Annotated in this window: 17 protein-coding genes and 2 tRNA genes; 15 read left to right on the top strand and 4 right to left on the bottom strand. The window is 70.7% G+C overall.

What is annotated here, in order from left to right; translation table 11 throughout:
• Positions 1-92 precede the first annotated feature (92 nt).
• Positions 93-2,162: a hypothetical protein gene (locus ACZ43N_RS32525; RefSeq protein WP_468102635.1), complete on the bottom strand. Its 2,070-nt coding sequence runs from the start codon at positions 2,160-2,162 to the stop codon at positions 93-95.
• A gap of 390 nt (positions 2,163-2,552) precedes the next feature.
• Here ACZ43N_RS32525 and proB point away from each other — a divergent pair, with 390 nt between their 5' ends.
• From proB to ACZ43N_RS32500, 5 genes are all read left to right on the top strand, one after another.
• Positions 2,553-3,659 (top strand): glutamate 5-kinase, encoded by a 1,107-nt coding sequence (proB, locus tag ACZ43N_RS32520; protein WP_468102634.1) that lies wholly within the window; start codon positions 2,553-2,555, stop codon positions 3,657-3,659.
• A gap of 161 nt (positions 3,660-3,820) precedes the next feature.
• Positions 3,821-4,285, top strand: coding sequence for a hypothetical protein (locus tag ACZ43N_RS32515; protein ID WP_468102681.1), 465 nt, complete (start codon positions 3,821-3,823; stop codon positions 4,283-4,285).
• Between the two features lie 218 nt (positions 4,286-4,503).
• Positions 4,504-5,790 carry a glutamate-5-semialdehyde dehydrogenase gene (locus tag ACZ43N_RS32510; RefSeq protein ID WP_468102633.1) on the top strand — a complete coding sequence of 429 codons (1,287 nt, stop codon included), beginning with the start codon at positions 4,504-4,506 and terminating at the stop codon, positions 5,788-5,790.
• A gap of 146 nt (positions 5,791-5,936) precedes the next feature.
• Entirely contained in the window at positions 5,937-6,515 is a 579-nt protein-coding gene (locus ACZ43N_RS32505; protein WP_468102632.1) for an SCO2584 family spore wall biosynthesis protein, read from the top strand.
• A 101-nt stretch (positions 6,516-6,616) separates the two neighbouring features.
• The gene (locus tag ACZ43N_RS32500; RefSeq protein ID WP_468102631.1) at positions 6,617-7,687 is read left to right on the top strand and encodes an SCO2583 family membrane protein; all 1,071 of its coding nucleotides are present in this window, start codon (positions 6,617-6,619) and stop codon (positions 7,685-7,687) included.
• Positions 7,688-7,760: 73 nt separating this feature from the next.
• On the opposite strand, the gene ACZ43N_RS32495 is transcribed toward ACZ43N_RS32500, so the two are convergent.
• The gene (locus tag ACZ43N_RS32495; RefSeq protein WP_468102630.1) at positions 7,761-8,888 is read right to left on the bottom strand and encodes a M48 family metallopeptidase; all 1,128 of its coding nucleotides are present in this window, start codon (positions 8,886-8,888) and stop codon (positions 7,761-7,763) included.
• A gap of 98 nt (positions 8,889-8,986) precedes the next feature.
• Between ACZ43N_RS32495 and ACZ43N_RS32490 the strand changes: the two genes are divergently transcribed.
• From ACZ43N_RS32490 to ACZ43N_RS32445, 10 genes are all read left to right on the top strand, one after another.
• On the top strand, positions 8,987-9,157 hold the full coding sequence (locus ACZ43N_RS32490; RefSeq protein ID WP_468102629.1) for a hypothetical protein: 171 nt from the start codon (positions 8,987-8,989) through the stop codon (positions 9,155-9,157).
• A gap of 123 nt (positions 9,158-9,280) precedes the next feature.
• Positions 9,281-9,448: a hypothetical protein gene (locus ACZ43N_RS32485; RefSeq protein ID WP_468102628.1), complete on the top strand. Its 168-nt coding sequence runs from the start codon at positions 9,281-9,283 to the stop codon at positions 9,446-9,448.
• A 58-nt stretch (positions 9,449-9,506) separates the two neighbouring features.
• Positions 9,507-10,217 (top strand): nicotinate-nucleotide adenylyltransferase, encoded by a 711-nt coding sequence (nadD, locus tag ACZ43N_RS32480; RefSeq protein WP_468102627.1) that lies wholly within the window; start codon positions 9,507-9,509, stop codon positions 10,215-10,217.
• A 16-nt stretch (positions 10,218-10,233) separates the two neighbouring features.
• Positions 10,234-11,967: an LCP family protein gene (locus tag ACZ43N_RS32475; RefSeq protein WP_468102626.1), complete on the top strand. Its 1,734-nt coding sequence runs from the start codon at positions 10,234-10,236 to the stop codon at positions 11,965-11,967.
• Between the two features lie 159 nt (positions 11,968-12,126).
• Entirely contained in the window at positions 12,127-12,573 is a 447-nt protein-coding gene (rsfS, locus tag ACZ43N_RS32470) for a ribosome silencing factor (RefSeq protein WP_468102625.1), read from the top strand.
• On the top strand, positions 12,570-13,238 hold the full coding sequence (locus ACZ43N_RS32465; protein ID WP_468102624.1) for a histidine phosphatase family protein: 669 nt from the start codon (positions 12,570-12,572) through the stop codon (positions 13,236-13,238). Before rsfS ends, ACZ43N_RS32465 begins: the two co-directional genes overlap by 4 nt.
• Before the next feature lie 132 nt (positions 13,239-13,370).
• Positions 13,371-13,443 (top strand) — tRNA-Ala (locus ACZ43N_RS32460).
• A gap of 223 nt (positions 13,444-13,666) precedes the next feature.
• Positions 13,667-13,837, top strand: coding sequence for a hypothetical protein (locus ACZ43N_RS32455; RefSeq protein WP_468102623.1), 171 nt, complete (start codon positions 13,667-13,669; stop codon positions 13,835-13,837).
• A 3-nt stretch (positions 13,838-13,840) separates the two neighbouring features.
• Positions 13,841-14,074 carry a hypothetical protein gene (locus ACZ43N_RS32450; protein ID WP_005479297.1) on the top strand — a complete coding sequence of 78 codons (234 nt, stop codon included), beginning with the start codon at positions 13,841-13,843 and terminating at the stop codon, positions 14,072-14,074.
• 201 nt (positions 14,075-14,275) lie between these two features.
• Positions 14,276-14,348, top strand: a tRNA-Ala gene (locus tag ACZ43N_RS32445).
• 266 nt (positions 14,349-14,614) lie between these two features.
• Here the strand turns inward: ACZ43N_RS32445 and ACZ43N_RS32440 are convergent.
• Positions 14,615-16,231 carry an NADH-ubiquinone oxidoreductase-F iron-sulfur binding region domain-containing protein gene (locus ACZ43N_RS32440; protein ID WP_468102622.1) on the bottom strand — a complete coding sequence of 539 codons (1,617 nt, stop codon included), beginning with the start codon at positions 16,229-16,231 and terminating at the stop codon, positions 14,615-14,617.
• The gene (locus tag ACZ43N_RS32435) at positions 16,228-17,598 is read right to left on the bottom strand and encodes a cytochrome b/b6 domain-containing protein (RefSeq protein ID WP_468102621.1); all 1,371 of its coding nucleotides are present in this window, start codon (positions 17,596-17,598) and stop codon (positions 16,228-16,230) included. The genes ACZ43N_RS32440 and ACZ43N_RS32435 overlap by 4 nt, the downstream gene beginning before the upstream one ends.
• Positions 17,599-17,796: the final 198 nt, after the last annotated feature.

Below are 17,796 nucleotides of genomic sequence, written 5' to 3'. Positions count from 1 at the left end.
CCGAACCCGTGGCGTGGGACAGGCAAGGCAAAGGCCCCGGCCGACGATCGCTAGAACTCAAGATCCACCACCGGGGCCTTTTTCGGCTGCACCTAGCGGAGCGCCTCCGCGTCGCTGGGCTCGCCCTCGGCCGCCACTTCGTCCTGGGACTGGCGGGGGGAGGGGATCTCGGCCGCGAGGCGGGACTCCATACGGACCCGGCGGTCGTCGGCCTTGGCGCAGAGCGCCGTGACGGCGGCACCGAACCGGACGATGGACGGCGGGTCCGACGGCCCGAGCAGCTGCTCCTTCAGATCGGCGCGGGCCTGCGTGAACCTGTCCTTCTCCGGGTGGCGCACCGCGTCCAGCAGCCCCGGCACCTGACGGGCGTCCGGCGTGATCACCACACCCGCCGACACGGTCGGGAACGCCGCACGGAACGCCGCCTCCGGCAGTCCGGAGGTGTTGCCCACGGCGTACGGCTTCTCGCTGGACAGCCAGTCCGAGACCACCGACGAGACATCGCTGATCAGCAGGTCGGACGCGTTGAAGCAGGCGAAGATCGCCGGCCTGGCCTCGGTGATGATGAGGTGCTCCCACTCGGGGAACGACGCCCAGTACGCCTTCTCCCAGGCCAGCGTGGCCTCGGCGATGGCCGCCTCACGGTCACCGCTCGGCGTGCCCTGGAGCAGCATCCGCTCCATCTCGTCCGCGCTGGAGCGGAACGACGTCGACGTCAGCCTGTCCAGCTCGGCCGTGCGGCGCACCAGCTCCGCGGCGGCGTCGGCCCCCGGCCGCGCCCCCGAGCGCTTCGTGTTGGCCTCGCGGATCATCGCCTTGATGCGCTCGTTCGCCGCGCCCGCGCGCGGGTCGACCGAGCCGGTCATCGGGTGCGGCTTGTACAGCAGCCGTACCTTCTCGTCGGCGAGCAGCGCGCGGACGATGTTCTCGCCGGCCAGGACCACCGAGGTGTTGCCGGGATTGCCGTCCCAGCCCTCCCACGTGGGGGCGTACAGGACGGTCGTGTACGTGCCGGTCGGCGGGCCCGCGTACGGGCGGATCGGGGCCAGCTGCGGCCGGCCCACCTCGACGATGTCCTTGTCCTCGACACCGACCTCGGCGAGCGCGTACCGCTCGCGCGCGGCGGGACCGGCGACCCACACCTCGTCGTACGCCTTCGCGTACGGGTTGCACGAGGACAGCTTGTCGCTCTCGCCGTGGTTGATGAAGGCGTGCTTGATGGTGGGGATGCGCAGCACCTGGGAGGTCTTCGCGGCGTTGGCCGGGTGCAGCATCATCTTCAGGGTCGAGTTCTCCAGGGAGAACATCGTCGCGACCTTCGGGAAGCAGATGATCGGGACGTCCGTGGCGTCGATCTTCTGGACCATGAAGCGCTCGCGCAGCACGATCAGCGGCTTGTCCAGCTGGGACAGCGTGGAGAGCCACATGTTCGCCTGGTACGCCGAGGTCGTGCCGCCGGAGAAGTACATGGCGACGGTCGGCTGGTAGCGCTCCAGCCACTGGTCCAGCCACTCCATGACCTGCTGCTCGCTCTTCGCCCGCTTCTTGGGCAGCAGCCAGGTCGCCAGGTACGCCGTCCCCCCGACGAGGAGGGTGAGGCCGAAGCCGAGGCCGACGCCGCCCCAGGTGGCGTCCTTCGTGGCCGCCGTGACCAGCAGACCGGCGGTGATCGGCAGCGAGAAGGTCAGCAGACGGTGGGCCTGGCGGCGGGCCAGGATGCGCGGCGGGGCGGCGGTCAGGCGCAGCTCGGAGGCGTCGATGTTGCGCGTGACGATCGGCAGCGTCCGGCTGCGGCGGACCAGCACGGAGACACCCTGGCAGGCGAAGTGCACCGCGTAGAAGAGGCACAGGCCGACCAGCAGCGGGGCCTGCTCGCGCAGCGGGTCGATGCCGTCGATGCGCAACAGCCCCACCAGGATCAGCATGTCGCGCAGCAGCTGGCGCACCAGCGCGTCGAAGCGGACCTTGCCCAGCAGTGCGAGGAGTCCGGGGTCCCGGTACTGCAGATACGTGTCCAGGACGAGGCCCGCCGCGCCGGCGGCGACGAACAGGGGGATGTTCGGCAGCAGCGCGGAGACGATCTGGACCGTGAAGAGCGCGAACATCGCGAACAGCGCTGACAGCTGCACGATGCGGCGGGGTACGAGGCCTGCGGAGGGCACGGGCTGGGCTCCTGCGGAGGGTGCGACGGACGGAGGGGGGAATGAGAGTAGTGGGGCCGGCCCGCCACGGTGCGCGCGCCCCCGGGCGCCTTCCGACCCAGGAACGCCGCGCGAGAGGAGGAAGGCCGATCCTGACCGTATGACCTAGGGCGGTCGGGGAGCAATCTTCCGTGAGATCAATCACCGGCAATCGGGCATAACGCCCGGAAATCCCGGGGTGTTCGCCACCCTCTTCCTCTCGTGGGCTCAGCCGCGGGCCGGAGCGGACCCGAGCCGTCCGCTCCTCGAAATGAAGACGCGTCCGGCCCGGCCGCTCACGTAGATTGCGCACTGCACACACCGGGCTGGTTCGGAACATTGGGGATACAGGTGTCAGCGGCAAGGCAGGGAGTGGCGGAAGCGCACCGGATCGTCGTCAAGGTGGGCTCCTCGTCGCTGACGACGGCCTCCGGGGGCCTCGACGCGGACCGGGTGGACGCCCTCGTGGACGTCCTCGCCAAGGCGCGCAGCGGGGGCGAGCGGGAGATCGTCCTCGTCTCGTCCGGCGCCATCGCCGCCGGGCTCTCGCCGCTGGGCCTGCGCCGCCGTCCCAAGGACCTCGCCCGGCAGCAGGCCGCCGCCAGCGTCGGCCAGGGGCTCCTGGTGGCCCGTTACACGGCCTCCTGCGCCCGTTACGGCGTCCGGGTCGGCCAGGTGCTCCTGACCTCCGACGACATGAGCCGCCGCTCCCACCACCGCAACGCCTCCCGCACCCTCGACAAGCTCCTCGCGATGGGCGCACTGCCGGTCGTCAACGAGAACGACACGGTGGCCACGGACGAGATCCGCTTCGGCGACAACGACCGTCTCGCCGCCCTCGTCGCCCACCTCGTCCGAGCGGACCTGCTGGTCCTGCTGTCGGACGTGGACGGTGTGTACGACGGAGACCCCAGCCGTCCGGGCACGTCGCGGATAGCGGAGGTACGGGGCCCGGAGGACCTCGCGCACGTGGAGATCGGCAGCGCGGGCAAGGCCGGCGTCGGCACCGGCGGCATGGTCACCAAGGTCGAGGCGGCCGCAATCGCCACCGGCGCGGGCATCCCCGTGGTCCTGACCAGCGCCATCCACGCCGCGGACGCCCTCGCCGGCCGTGACACCGGCACCTACTTCCACCCCACCGGCAAGCGCTCGGCCGACCGGCTGCTGTGGCTCCAGCACGCGTCCACCCCACAGGGCGCGCTCACCCTGGACGACGGGGCCGTGCGCGCGGTGGTCGAGCGCCGCAAGTCACTGCTGCCGGCCGGTATCGCGGCCGTCGACGGCGACTTCAGCGCCGGGGACCCGGTCGAGCTGCGCGACGGGGCGGGCCGGGCCGTCGCCCGCGGGCTGGTCAACTTCGACGCCAAGGAGATCCCCCAGCTGATCGGCCGCTCGACCCGGGAACTGGCGCGCGAGCTGGGTCCCGCGTACGAACGAGAGGTCGTACACAGGGACGACCTCGTGCTCCTGCACCCCTGACCAGCGACCCCGCGAAGGGTGCCGCAGCACGACCCACGCCGGTGTCCGTTCCGTAAAACCGCCCCACGGAGCCCCTGAGCCTGCTCAACTTTGTCCCAGGGGCATTCCGCACCACCCAATGCGAAGCCCGCATCGTTGCGAAGGAGGCCGTCGTGAGACGAGTGCGCCCCGGGGCCGCGGCGTCCCGTGGTGGTGGTACCTCCCGTGCGGCCGGAGAGGAGCGGACGCTCACCAGTGTCACCTCCTCGGACACGTACGAGGGCGGAGCCGAGGAGCCGCAGGACCTGCCCCGGCTGTGGCACGTCACGCTGAGCGTCTCCGGGCCCGAGGCCCCGCTGAAGGAGGTGCGGCGCGGCCTGGAACAGCTGGCCCACGACCACCCCTTCCTGCTGACCAGCCGCTATGCGAACGACCACGCCGAGATCCGCTACTGGGAGGAGGCCCGCGACCTCCACGACGCGGCCGCCGTCGCCCTGCGGCTGTGGGGCGAGCACCGCCGTACGGCGGGACTGCCGCCCTGGGAGATCGTCGGCCTGGAGGTCATCGACCGCCAGACCTACCACCAGCGCATCGCCGAGGGCTGCGGCCCGCCACCGGCGGCCCGCGTCGGCGTCCACCCCTTCTAGGCCCCTACGGGCCCGTTCCGGGCCCGTCCTGCGCCGTGTCCGCAGTCCCGCCCGCCCCGCGGCACTGCGCGGACACGACCTGGGGCGACAGGGCCCGGGTGTGCCGTCCGGCGCTCGGAGCAGAGGCACGGGTCGCCGCGCGGGGGCGCGTCCGGGGTCCGTCTCGGCTTGTGGGACGGCGACTGGGGCCCCCTCCCGCGGCGCACTACCCTTCCCTTATGACCACGCTCTCGCCTTACGACTCCATGTCACCGGTCACCCGGGCCGCCTACCGAGCCAAGGGCGCCGCCGCCGACCTCGCGCCGCTCCCGCGCGCCGACAAGGACGACGCGCTGCTCGCCATCGCCGACGCGCTGGAAGTCCGTACGAGTGAGATCGTCGAGGCCAACGCCAAGGACATCGGGCGCGCCCGCGAGGCCGGCACGAGTGAGGCGATCATCGACCGGCTCACGCTCACCCCCGAGCGGATCCGCGCGATCGCCGCCGATGTGCGCGACGTGGCCGCGCTGCCCGACCCGGTCGGCGAGGTCGTCCGCGGCTCCACCCTGCCCAACGGCATCGACCTGCGCCAGGTCCGCGTCCCGCTCGGTGTCGTCGGCATCATCTACGAGGCCCGCCCGAACGTCACCGTGGACGCCGCCGCCCTCTGCCTGAAGTCCGGCAACGCGGTCCTGCTGCGCGGCTCGTCCTCCGCCTACGAGTCCAACACCGCCCTCGTCCGCGTCCTGCGCGACGCCGTCGGCGGCGCCGGGCTGCCGGCCGACGCCATCCAGCTCGTCCCCGGCGAGAGCCGTGACTCCGTGCGCGAGCTGATGCGCGCCCGCGGCCTGGTCGACGTGCTCATCCCGCGCGGCGGCGCCTCCCTGATCCGCGCCGTCGTCGAGGAGTCCACCGTCCCGGTGATCGAGACCGGCACCGGCAACTGCCACGTCTACGTCGACGCGGTCGCCGACCTCGACACGGCGGTCGAGATCCTGATCAACTCCAAGGCCCAGCGGGTCAGCGTCTGCAACGCCGCCGAGACCCTCCTGGTCCACCAGGACATCGCCCCCGAGTTCCTGCCCCGCGCGCTCGACGCCCTCGCCGACGCCGGGGTCACCGTCCACGGCGACGAGCGCGTCCTCGCCTACGCCAAGGAGACCCGCGCCACGGTCGTCGAGGCCACCACGGAGGACTGGGAGACCGAGTACCTCTCGTACGACATCGCCGCCGCGGTCGTCGACTCGCTCGACCGGGCCGTGGAGCACATCCGGCTGTGGAGCTCCGGGCACACCGAGGCGATCGTGACGACCTCCCAGCAGGCCGCCCGCCGCTTCACCCAGTTGGTCGACTCCACGACCGTCGCCGTCAACGCCTCCACCCGTTTCACCGACGGCGGTCAGTTCGGCTTCGGCGCCGAGATCGGCATCTCCACCCAGAAGCTGCACGCCCGCGGCCCCATGGGTCTGCCCGAGCTGACCAGCACGAAGTACATCGTCACCGGCGACGGACACGTACGCCGCTGACAACCGGCGCGTACGGCGCCCAGCAGGGCGTACGGGTCTCGTGGGGCGCCGGTGGTTTCTGTGAAACCACCGGCGAACCGCTGAGCAGAACGGATGAATTTCCTTACCGTCTGCCCAAATTGACCACCCCGGTCTACTCTGGATCCGTGCCGGAGGACGTGGGGGGCACGCCGTTCCCTGACGGCTGGGAGCCCGACGACGACCGCGACCGCGGAGGTATGGACGAAGAGTTCGCCTCCGTGGTCTTCGACGAGGACTTCGTACGGGCGGCCGTGGTCCACGAGCCGACCGCGGTCGAGCGGCTGCTCGCCGCCGCGGAGGCCCGCGCCGCGGCCCAGGAGGCCGAGGCCCGCCGGGCCCACTCCAGAGGCCCCCGCGGCGAGGACTACGACGACGGCTTCGCCGACGGCCCCGACTTCGGTCACGACCCCGATCTCGACGATCTCGACGACCCCGAGATCCTGGAGGGCCGCTACGGCTCCGCCGCGCCCTACGGCAAGCAGACCCGCTGGCACCGCCCCGTCGCCTGGGTCCTCGCCCTGGTCATGGGCATCGGCATGGTGGCGCTGGCCTTCACCGCCGTCTACCGGGGCGCCTCCTCCAGCCGCGGCGACGAGATTCCTCCCCCCGCCACCACCGGAGTCGAACAGGGCACCTCGGCCGGCCCCTCGGCCTCCGCCGACTACTCCCAGCCGGCCGTGCCGGCGGTACCGCGCCAGCCCTGACCCGCGGTTCGACGAGACGTTCGAAAACCTGGTGAGAACCTGTCAGAAGTTGTCGTGCACCACGGCGTTTACCGGAGCTCCCGCAGACCTACCCTGAAGGTATGGGCGGGCCCGGAGACCCACCCGAGGGGACACCCGAGGGCACCCCCGGCGGTGGCGGCGAGGACGAATACCGATCCGTCGTGTTCGACGAATCGTTCGTTCGTGCTGCCCGCCTCCAGGAGTTCTCCGCCCAGGAACGCCTCACCGACCACGCCCCGGCCGTCCGCCGCCGCCCGCCCATGCGCCGCGGCTTCTCCCGACAGGCGCTGATCCTCGTCCTGCTGATCGCCGTCGCCTTCGGCACCGCGATCTACATGGGCGTCCGCCATCCGTACCAACCCCGGGCCACGAGTCCCACCGAGCCGCTGAGGATGACGGTGATCCCGCTGGCCCCCCAGGCCGCGGTCCCCGGCGCCGACGACCCCGAGACGCTCTACGAGAACAGCCCCGCCGCCCACTTCCGCGTCGGCGCCGACGGCATCACGATGCCGGCCACCCGCCGCACCGAGCACTTCTCCGACAGTCAGGTCGTCACCTCACTGACCGTCGCCAAGGAGTACCTGGTCGCCTCCGCGCTCGACCCGCAGGTGCTCGGCGGCACCACCGTCGAGCCGGTGCGACGGCTGCTCGACTCCGACCAGCTCGACCAGTTCGATCAGAGTTTCGACCACCCCGCCGCCGACGGACGCCACGCACCCACCGGCTGGCTGGTCCGCTTCGATCCCTCCCGTGCCCAGCTCGCCGACACCAGGATCCGCGTCCAGGGCACCCTCCAGGCGGCGGAGTTCGACCCAGGCACGCTGGAGGTCGTCGCCGCCCACACCTTCGTGTACGCGCTGCGTCCGGCGGGCACCCGGGGAGGTGCCGAGGCGTCCCTCTTCACCGTGCGACGCGAGCTGCACTTCCGCTTCGACCAGGACGACCTGCGCACCCGCCAGGCCGAGGTGCTCGTCTCCTACGTCCAGGCCGGACCACTGGCCTGCGCCGACGACGCAACGAACCATCTGCGGCCGCTGCTCGCCGGCCAGAAGGACAGGGCCGGCGGCCCGGCCGGCACCGACCCGTACGCCACCGGCGGCGCCACCGCCCTGTGCGGCTCCCTGGCCCAGAGCGCCCAGCCGAAGGTGTGAGACCCACGAAGAAGCGCCCGGTCCGGAGGCGGAACCTCCGGACCGGGCGCTCGCACCAGTGGTGCCCGCCGCGTCACTCGTCGTCCGGACGCCTGTCCTGCGCGGTGTCCGTGCCCGTGCCGCCACCGGACGCGGTGCCGCCGGGCGCCGAGCCGCCTCCGTTGGCGAAGCCGCTGAAGCCGCGCCGTACCCGGCCGCCGAGGTCGCCCGCGCCGCCCGCGATGTCGGTGACCAGCTTCATCAGCGGGTCCTTGGAACTCTTCACGTGGTTCGTGTAGTGCTCCGCCGACTCACGGAAGGAGTCGGTCACCGAGGTGTCCTTGTCCTCGCTGCGCCGCGGGTAGTGGCCGTCCATGATCCGCTGGAAGTCGCGGGACTCCGCCCACTTCTTCAGCTCGGCCGCGCGCACCGTGGTGAAGGGGTGCGAGCGGGGCAGCACATTGAGGATCTTCAGCACGGAGTCACGAAGATCGCCGCCGGCCTCGTACTCCTCGGCCTGCGCGAGGAACGCGTCCACGTTCATCTCGTGCAGGTGGTTGCCGCCCGCGATCTTCATCAGACCGCGCATCGAGGCCCGCAGATCCTGACCCACCAGGAGACCGGCACGGTCGGCGGACAGCTCCGACTTGCGGAACCACTCGCGCAGCGCGGTCACGATCGCCATGATCGCGAGGTTGCCCAGCGGGATCCAGGCGACCTTCAGCGCGAGGCTGGTGAGGAACAGCAGGATCGTGCGGTACACCGAGTGGCCGGAGAGCGCGTGGCCCACCTCGTGGCCGATGACGGCCCGCATCTCCTCCTCGTCGAGCAGCTCGACGAGCCCGGTCGTCACGACGATGATCGGCTCGTCCAGGCCGATGCACATCGCGTTCGGCTGCGGGTCCTGGTTGACGTACATCGGCGGGACCTTCTCCAGGTCCAGGATGTAACAGGCGTCGCGCAGCATGTCGTTGAGGTGAGCGAACTGCTGGTCCGAGACCCGTACGGAGTCGGACAGGAACAGCAGCCTGAGGCTGCGGTCCGGCAGCAGACCGCTGAGTGCCTTGAACACCGTGTCGAAGCCGCTGAGCTTGCGCAGCGCCACCAGCGCCGAGCGGTCCGCGGGGTGTTCGTACGCCCGCGAGGAGATCCCCTCGAAGCGCCTGCGCTGCCTGCTCGGCACGTTCTCGTGCCCGTTCTGCTCGTGGCTGTCGTCCGGCATGTTTCCCCCATGCGTTTGATTGCCCATATTGCCCCCGAAGCGGAGTCCAGCCTAGGCGGAGTTACCGTGGCGGGGCATCAACCGTAAGGAGCGATCTCATGGAGCATCTCCGCCAGGTCACCGCGACCTCCTGGTTCAGCGAGGCCGCGGGCGCCGCCGCGAAGGAGCAGGGCGCGGGAAACCTGCTGCGTGTGGTGCTGATCGTGATGGTTCTGGGGTCTGTCCTGTCGGCCTGGTTCCTCCTGCGCGGATACAAGCGGGACGACTGACGGTACGGAGGCGGGGCCCCGTCCGTTCACCTCTGGGCGGAGTCGGCGTGATCGCCGGCGCGGCCCCCGCTTACGATGGGCCGAGTCTTTATCCCGATCCCACACGGATAGGTCCTGCCGACGATGAGCTTCCACAGCACCGCTGCCGACTTGGTCACTTTCGCCGCCGAGGGCGGCGGGGAGCACGGCGGCAACCACGAGAGCCTCAGCCCCTACCTGACCGGCGGCGGAGCCCTCTTCGTCCTGCTCCTGCTGCTGTGGATCACCACTCGTTTCAACCGGGACCGCTAATCCGCGCAAAAGGTCATTCGAACAGAGTGTGTCCGCCGGGCCGGTAGGGTCTCGACGCATGGGAGAGCAGGAACCGCCTACCGGTCCGGAGCACGACGAGGCGAACGACCAGGCGCACGAGACCACCGGCGGTCGGGCCGGCAGCACCGGCACGGCACCGGGGAACATCCCCCCGAGGACGGGGCGCAGGCGCCTCGGTGTCATGGGCGGAACGTTCGACCCGATCCACCACGGGCACCTCGTGGCGGCCCAGGAGGTCGCGGCCCAGTTCGGTCTCGACGAGGTCGTCTTCGTGCCGACCGGCCAGCCCTGGCAGAAGTCCCACCGCACGGTGTCGGCCGCCGAGGACCGGTATCTGATGACGGTCATCGCGACCGCGGAGAACCCCCACTTCTCCGTGAGCCGCATCGACATCGACCGCAAGGGTCCCACGTACACCATCGACACCCTGCGCGAGCTGCACGAACTCAACCCGGACACGGACCTCTTCTTCATCACCGGCGCCGACGCGCTGGGCCAGATCCTCACCTGGCGTGACGCCGAGGAGCTGTTCTCCCTCGCGCACTTCATCGGGGTCACCCGTCCCGGCCACACTTTGGCCGACCCCGGCCTGCCCGCGGGCGGGGTCACGCTCGTTGAGGTTCCGGCGCTGGCCATCTCGTCCACCGACTGCCGTGCGAGGGTCGCGAAGGGCGACCCCGTCTGGTATCTGGTGCCGGACGGAGTGGTGCGCTACATCGACAAGCGGCAGCTGTACCGCGGCGAGTGAGCCGAGAGGGGCACCGGTGAACGACCGATACGACGACGGCTACGGGGGCGACCAGAGTTACGAACTCGTCGGCTACGACGAGTTCGGACAGCCGGTGTACCGACAGGCGCCCACCCGGCAGGTGCCTCAGCAACAGACGTACGACCTCTACGGACAGCAGCAGGGCTACGGTCAGAGCTACGGCCAGGGATACGGCTACGATCCGTACGCGACCGGCCACGTCCAGCAGCCCACCCAGGGCTACGGCGCCGCCTACGACACGGGCCGGCAGGCACCGGCACCCGGGTACGACGCGTACGACCCGTACGGCCAGACCGCGGTCACCGGCCATCAGGCCCAGGTCACCGAGCAGACCGCCTACATCCCGCAGCAGACGGGCCCGCAGGAGACCGCCGGGGACAGCGGTCCCGAGGCCGGTGCGGCCGGCGATCCGGAGTACCGCACCGCGCAGTTCGCCTTCGTCGACCAGCCCGACGACGACTCCGAGGACGTCATCGACTGGCTGAACTTCACCGAGAACCGCACCGAGCGCCGCGAGGAGGCCAAGCGGCGGGCCAAGAGCCGCATGATCGCTCTGGTGGTCGTGCTGGCGCTGGTCGCGGTCGGCGGCGTCGGCTATCTGTGGTTCGCGGGCATGCTGCCCGGCTCCTCCTCCGAGGGGAAGACCGGCACGACGACCGCCGCGGGCGCCCAGAAGCGGGATGTGATCGCCGTCCATCTGCACGACACCAAGAAGGGCGGCACCTCCACGGCGCTGCTCGTCGACAACACCACGACCAAGCGGGGCGCGACCGTCCTGCTGCCCAACTCCCTCGCCATGACCGGCGACGACGGCACCACGACCACGCTCGCCAAGTCCGTCGAGGACGACGGGTCCGCCGGCACCCGTGAGGGACTCGACACCGTCCTCGGCACCGACATCGAGGGCACCTGGCGCCTGGACACCCCCTTCCTGAACAACCTCGTCGAGCTCGTCGGCAACATCGACATCGACACCGACGCCTCGGTACCGGACCCGGAGGCGAAGAAGAAGGGCGAGGCGCCCCTCGTCACCAAGGGCGAGAACCAGACGCTCAGCGGCAAGATGGCCGTCGCGTACGCCACCTACCGGGCTTCCGGTGAGTCACAGGACGCCCAGCTGAAGCGGTTCGGGCAGGTCATGCAGGGCGTGCTGCGCAAGCTGTCCTCCGATGCCCAGGCCGCCACGGTCACCGTGCAGACCCTCGGCCAGATCCTCGACCCCTCGCTCGGCGAGAAGGACCTCGGCGCCTTCCTCGCCAAGCTCGCCGACCGGGCCAAGGGCGGCGACTACACAACCAGGCTGCTCCCCGTCCAGCAGGACGGCACCCTCAGTGCGGAGGACTCCGACAGGGTGGTCAAGGACCTGCTCGGCGGCGCCGCCAGGAGTCCCGGGGCAGGGGACGCCGTCCGGGTCGGCATCCGCAACGCCACCGGTGACAAGGACGTCACCGAACAGGCCCGCGTGGTCCTGCTCAACGGCGGCTACACCATCCTCGACGCCGGCACCGTCGGTACCGCCCAGGCCGCCTCCCGGGTGGTCTACTCCGACGCCGCCCGCAAGCAGGACGCCGTCGAGGTCGCCAAGACCCTCGGCCTCCCCGTGAGCGCCGTCAAGAAGGGCGAGACCACGTCCAACGCCGATGTCACCGTCGTACTCGGCCAGAACTACGAGACGACCGACTCGACGGGCACGACGGGTACGACGGGCACCACCGGGACCACCGGCTGACCGTCCCCGTGGATCGGCAGCGATCACGATCAGGCCCCGGGGCCGCCCGACGGCGGTGCTCCGGGGCCTGATCGCTTAACCCGTGGGGCAGCGTCGGCGGTCCGTGAGACCCTTGAGGCAGCCCGTGAGGGTTCCTGACCGCCGACGGAAAGCCACGTAGTGACCGCCACCGACCGCTCCCTCGAGCTCATCCACACCGCCGCGCAGGCGGCCGCCGACAAGCTCGCGCACGACATCATCGCGTACGACGTCAGTGATGTGCTGTCCATCACGGACGCCTTCCTGCTCGCCTCCGCGCCCAACGACCGCCAGGTCAAGTCGATCGTCGACGAGATCGAGGAGCGGCTGAACAAGGAGCTCGGCGCCAAGCCGGTCCGCCGCGAGGGCGACCGCGAGGCCCGTTGGGTGCTGCTGGACTACGTCGACATCGTCGTGCACGTGCAGCACAGCGAGGAGCGCGTCTTCTACGCCCTGGAGCGGCTCTGGAAGGACTGCCCCGAGCTGGAGCTGCCCGCCGATGCCAAGGCCACCAAGGGCAGGGCCGAGGAGCACGCGAAGCTGCAGGCCGCCGAGGAGGCCGCCGAGCTGGGCGGGGAACTGCGGTGACCGCGGGGGTCGACGCGGCGGACCGCAGAGGCCGCGGGCGCCGGATCATCCTGTGGCGGCACGGCCAGACCTCGTGGAACGTGGAGCGCCGCTTCCAGGGCACCACCGATGTCGAGCTGACCGAGACCGGCCTCGGTCAGGCCCGCCGCGCCGCCCGGCTGCTCGCCTCCCTCAAGCCCGACGCGATCGTCGCCTCCGACCTCCGGCGCGCCGCGCGGACGGCCGCCGAGCTGGCCGCCCTCACCGGCCTGGAGGTCTCGCTCGACGAGGGCCTGCGGGAGACGTACGCGGGCGTCTGGCAGGGCCTCACGCACGACGAGATCATCGCCCGGTACGGCGAGGAGTACGGCGCCTGGAAGCGGGGTGAGGCGGTCCGCCGCGGTGGCGGCGAACTGGAGACCGAGGTCGCCGACCGCGCCGCCCCGGTGGTGATCCGGCACGCCGACAAGCTCCCGGAGAACGGCACGCTCGTGGTCACCAGCCACGGTGGCACCATCCGCACCACCATCGGGCGCCTCCTCGGCCTGGAGCCGCACCACTGGGAGAGCCTCGGCGGCCTCTCCAACTGCTGCTGGTCCGTCCTCGGTGAGGGCGCCCGCGGCTGGCGCCTGCTGGAGCACAACGCCGGCACCCTCCCGGAGCCGGTGCTCGGCGACGACGACTGAGCGGCCGCGGAAGGCCCCGGCAGCGGGGCCGGGGGCCGGATTTCACTTTCCGGCTGGTCGCAGGCTAGAGTTCTTCTTGTTCGCCCCGCCGAGCGGGGCGAAACACCATACGGCCTCGGCCGCATGGGGCAAGGGGCTATAGCTCAGTTGGTAGAGCGCCTGCATGGCATGCAGGAGGTCAGGAGTTCAATTCTCCTTAGCTCCACACATCGGACAGAAGATCCCGTTCCCGGCAGGGGACGGGATTTTTCGTGTGAGATCCGTGACCTCCTTGAGTGCGCGGCGCCCCGGAGGCGTATACCTCTGAGGACGACCTTCTTTCCTGCCGCGTGTCCGGACTGGTACGAAGGCGTCGCTGACCGTATTGGTCCGGCCGTGGCAGAATCAAACGGCCGGAAGGGGGCGCGGCCCGACGGGAGGGAGAAGCGATGCCTGCGAGCATCCGCGGGAAGGTCCACGACCTCACCGCCGCTGTGGTGATGCGGAGCAAGACCACCCTCCTGTGCCCTTCCTGCGGCTCGCTCCACGTTGCCCAAGTACTCGGTGACAACGGAGGTATTTCCTACGTGTGCACGGCCTGCGGCCACAGCTGGAGCTGATCGATGGGCGCACACAGGAGGAAATGCGACTGGTGCGGCAGCGGCACGCCGATCGTCCGCGACATGGAACCCGTCAACGCCGACTACCAGTACTGGTGCGAGGAATGCGCACGGGCGCTGATCATAAAAGGCGACCCGATCGAGACGTACCGCGAGCTGGAGGGTGAGCCGATCTACGGCCGGCTCCTCGAAGAGCACTGCACGCTCAAGCGTTTCTACTCGTTCGTGACCGCCTGAGCGGCAGGACGCCAACTCGACGCCGTTGTGGTGCGGTACGCGAACGGCGAGTGCGGAGGCGGCGGTTCGGCCGCCCTCGATTCGACGGACATAACCTAGCAAATCACCCATAGGGTGCACCGGTCGGAAAGGATTTGGTGGTCAGCGCGGGGGACCGGTAATGTTGGCGTCGTCGCCGGGGGAACCCGGCGAAAACCGCAAGGGGCTATAGCTCAGTTGGTAGAGCGCCTGCATGGCATGCAGGAGGTCAGGAGTTCAATTCTCCTTAGCTCCACAGACAAGACCCCGTCCAAGTGGACGGGGTCTTCGCGTTGTTGGGGCCGTACGACGTCGGTGGGTGCGACGCCGGCCACGGGTGCGTGGGACAGCGGCCGAGGGTACGTGCGGGAGCGGCCGTGCGACAGCCGCCGAGGGTACGTGCGAGGGCGGCCACGGGTGCGTGCGACAGCCGCCGAGGGTACGTGCGAGGGCGGCCGTGGGTAAGCAGAAGGGCGGGCCGCCCCCGACCGGGGTGACCCGCCCTTCCGTGTGCTCAGGTACTCAGCGACCGCTGCCCAGGGCCCGCCGGCCCCGGCCCTGGGAGAGGACCGGGAGGTTGCGGGACGGGGCGTTGCCCCGGGTGTCCTCCTCGATGCGCAGGGCCAGCGCCGGGCAGCGCCGTACCGCGCGCAGCGCCTTGGCCTCGGCGTACTGCGGGACCTTCGCCTGGGCGACGGTGGGGAAGCCGTCGGCGCCCAGCTGGAAGACCTCCGGGAGGATGTCGGCGCACAGACCGTGGCCCCGGCACAGCGTCCAGTCGACGAAGATCTTCTGTCGGCTGGCGCCGCTCTCCTCCTGGCCGGCGCCACCCGGGATGCCCGTGGGGGCCCTGCCGCCCTCGAACAGCGGCAGGACACCTTCCACGGGCCGTCCACAGCCGTTGCCGAGGACGTGGGCGGCGAGGTCGTCGGTGAAGGCCTTGATGGTCGACTCAAGGAACATCGCGGAGCCGTCGGGGTGCGAGCACGCCCCGCGGCGCTTGACGTTCTTGGCGACCTGCTTGAGGGCCTCCAGGGCCGCCGGGCCACCGCCGTTGAGGATGTCCTCCATGCCACGCGCGGCGGCCGGCAGACCGAGATAGCAGGGGCCGCACTGCCCCGCGCTCTCCTCGGCGAGCCACTTGGCGACCTGGAGCGACTCGCCGAGCGGGCAGGTGTCCTGGCTGATCGGCAGGATCGCGCCCGCGCCGAGCGCACCGCCCACCGCGTCCAGGGAGTTGCGGGAGACGACCGCCTCGTTGACCGTCGCCGCGTCGATCCACTTGCCGTGGTAGCCGCCGGTCAGCACGCCCTGCGGGACCGGCGGCGCGCCGGCGAGCTGGAGGATGTAGCGCAGCGGCACGCCGGTGGGGGCCTCGATCACCATGGGGCGGGCGACCGCGCCGGAGACGGTGAGCATCACGGTGCCCGGCTCGTCGTACAGACCGGTGTTGCCGTACCGCTCGGCGCCGATGCGGGCGCCGATGGCGAGCTGGGCGAAGGTCTCGGCGTTCGAGAGCAGGGTCGGCGCGCCTCCGACACCGCTCTTGGACGCGCTGGTCTTGCGGCCGGGCGGGATGGCCGGGCCTCCGTCGATGGAACGGATCAGTGAGGCGGCCGCGCCGGTGACCATGCGGACCGGGTTGCGCTGCACGCTCGCGCGGATGGCCGCGCCGCGCCGGTTGCCGAGGCCCCGCTCGGCGAGGGCGGCCTCCATCGACCGCTGGGTGGATTCACGTGTCACCCCTACGACCAGCTGGCGGGCGCCCAGGGCCTCCGCGACCAGCAGGGCGCCGTCCAGGATGAGGTGCGGGGCACGGTTGATCAGCACCGTGTCCTTGCGGCAGGCGGGTTCGTCCTCGCTGCCGTTGACGACCACGACCGGCCGGATGCCGCGCTTGATCGCCGACTCGGCGACCGAGCGCAGCTTCTTGTGGAACGGGAAGCCCGCGCCGCCCCTGCCCTTCAGATTGATCCGCTCGGACAGCTGGGCCAACTGCTCCCCGCCCATCGGTTCGAGCGGACCGTGCACCTTCAGGTGCATGGGGAGATCGAGTCTCTCGACGAGGTCGAAGCCCGAGGTGAGCTGGGGGAGCCCCACCACACGGACTTCGGGGACGTCGGGAAGGGCCTCGTTCACTTAAAGCCTCCGGAAGGCGCGTTCCAGGGTTCGCCTGAGCCCGGCTGGTCGTATCCGGGCAGCGTTTCAGTGGCGGGACCGCTGTTGTACGTGTCGTTCGGGTTGTACGTGCCGTAGGGGGTGTTCGTCTCAGCGGTTCCGTAGGAAGTTTCCGGGACCCCCGTGGGGTACGCCTCGCCCTGGTACGTCTGGCCCGGGTACGCCTGCCCGCCGAGCGTCTGGCCGCCGAGCGGCTGCCCGGCGAAGGTGTCCTGCAGCGGGTCGTACGCCGACGGCGGCGCCTCGCCGACCGGCGGCGGGGACGGGGACGGCCAGCGCGTGCCCGTGGCCGGACCGTCGTCCAGACGGGGCATGGCCTGCGTGAGCTGCATGTCCAGCGGAGGCTGCTGCTGGGTGAGGTAGGGCGCCGTGGGCTCCGCGGCGCGCGGTGTCATCGACACGGCGCGGTACGCCGCCGCGAAACCGGGGCCGCTGTCGGCCGACGCCGACGCCGCCGTGCGCGGCGGGGGCACCAGGGTGTCGCCCAGGGCCGGGTTCGGGGCCTGGCCGCCGAAGCCCGGCAGCGGGAACTGCCCGGTGTCCCGCTTCTGGGACTCGCGCGGTCCGTCCTCGCGTCGCCCGCCGGGGTCCTGGCGGGCGGCCCGGGACTTGACGAGCTCCTCGACCTCGGGGGGACGCTGGCCGTCGGTGCCCAGGATGGCCGTGATGCGCTCGACGACCTGGCGCTTGACCGAACGGGGGGCCGCCCGCAGCAGGAGCGCGGCGGCCACTGCGACCAGGCCCAGCGAGTAGAGGGTCACGAAGATCGGCTTGGCCTCGCGACCCGCGTAGAGTCCGTGGACGAGCGCGAAACACCAGGCCGGGTAGGCCATCATGTGCATCGTCCGCCAGCGTGCCGCGGTCTCGGCCGGCGAGGCGAAGTTGCTGCGCAGCGCGCCGGTGATGGCGACGAAGATCATCAGGGATCCAGCGGTCGCGCCGAAGCCGATGAGCGCGCCCGTGCCCGTCACGCCGAGGGCGAAGGGGAACAGGGCGATCGCGGAGACGTGGTCCAGTGCCAGCTTGACGGTGACATGCAGGACCAGGAACGCGACGGCCGCGATGGCGGTCGTCCGGTGGACGGCCTGGCCGATGATCCGCTGGCGCACGCTGAGCAGGGTCCGGTCCTGGGCGACGAGCCCCCAGAGCACCGAGAGGGTCAGCGACACGAGGGAGAGAACGCCCGCGCCGAAGTCGAGGAACTCCCGGTACGCGTCACCTCCGACCAGCACACTTACGGGTATCAGCAGCAAAGCGGCAGCGGTCGCGATCCCATAGGCCGAACGGCCGGTCTGGGGCATCGAGCTGTTACTGCGACGAGGGTTCATGGGGGCAACTCCGAACAGTTCGGGAAAGCGGTCCCGTCGTCGAACTGTAAGTGGTGCCAAACCGAGCAGTAGGTGGTTTGAGTTATTGCGCTGTTATCAAGGGCCAATCTCACATCTGTGATGTCCCTTAGTGGTTGTTACGCGAAGTAAGATTTGAACTTCGTTCAACTTTTTTGGCCGGATCGCATGGCTGACACA

The organism is Streptomyces sp. NPDC030814 (genome assembly GCF_055572155.1).
The sequence above is the reverse complement of the archived record's forward strand: the minus strand, read 5'-3'. Positions and strand labels throughout refer to the sequence as shown.

Coding starts and splice junctions, on each gene's coding strand:
- ACZ43N_RS32510 (WP_468102633.1), top strand. CDS start 4,504: ATGACCACGCTCTCGCCTTACGACTCCATGTCACCGGTCACCCGGGCC.
- ACZ43N_RS32490 (WP_468102629.1), top strand. CDS start 8,987: ATGGAGCATCTCCGCCAGGTCACCGCGACCTCCTGGTTCAGCGAGGCC.
- ACZ43N_RS32450 (WP_005479297.1), top strand. CDS start 13,841: ATGGGCGCACACAGGAGGAAATGCGACTGGTGCGGCAGCGGCACGCCG.
- ACZ43N_RS32500 (WP_468102631.1), top strand. CDS start 6,617: ATGGGCGGGCCCGGAGACCCACCCGAGGGGACACCCGAGGGCACCCCC.
- ACZ43N_RS32435 (WP_468102621.1), bottom strand. CDS start 17,598: ATGAACCCTCGTCGCAGTAACAGCTCGATGCCCCAGACCGGCCGTTCG.
- ACZ43N_RS32485 (WP_468102628.1), top strand. CDS start 9,281: ATGAGCTTCCACAGCACCGCTGCCGACTTGGTCACTTTCGCCGCCGAG.
- ACZ43N_RS32495 (WP_468102630.1), bottom strand. CDS start 8,888: ATGCCGGACGACAGCCACGAGCAGAACGGGCACGAGAACGTGCCGAGC.
- nadD (WP_468102627.1), top strand. CDS start 9,507: ATGGGAGAGCAGGAACCGCCTACCGGTCCGGAGCACGACGAGGCGAAC.
- ACZ43N_RS32455 (WP_468102623.1), top strand. CDS start 13,667: ATGCCTGCGAGCATCCGCGGGAAGGTCCACGACCTCACCGCCGCTGTG.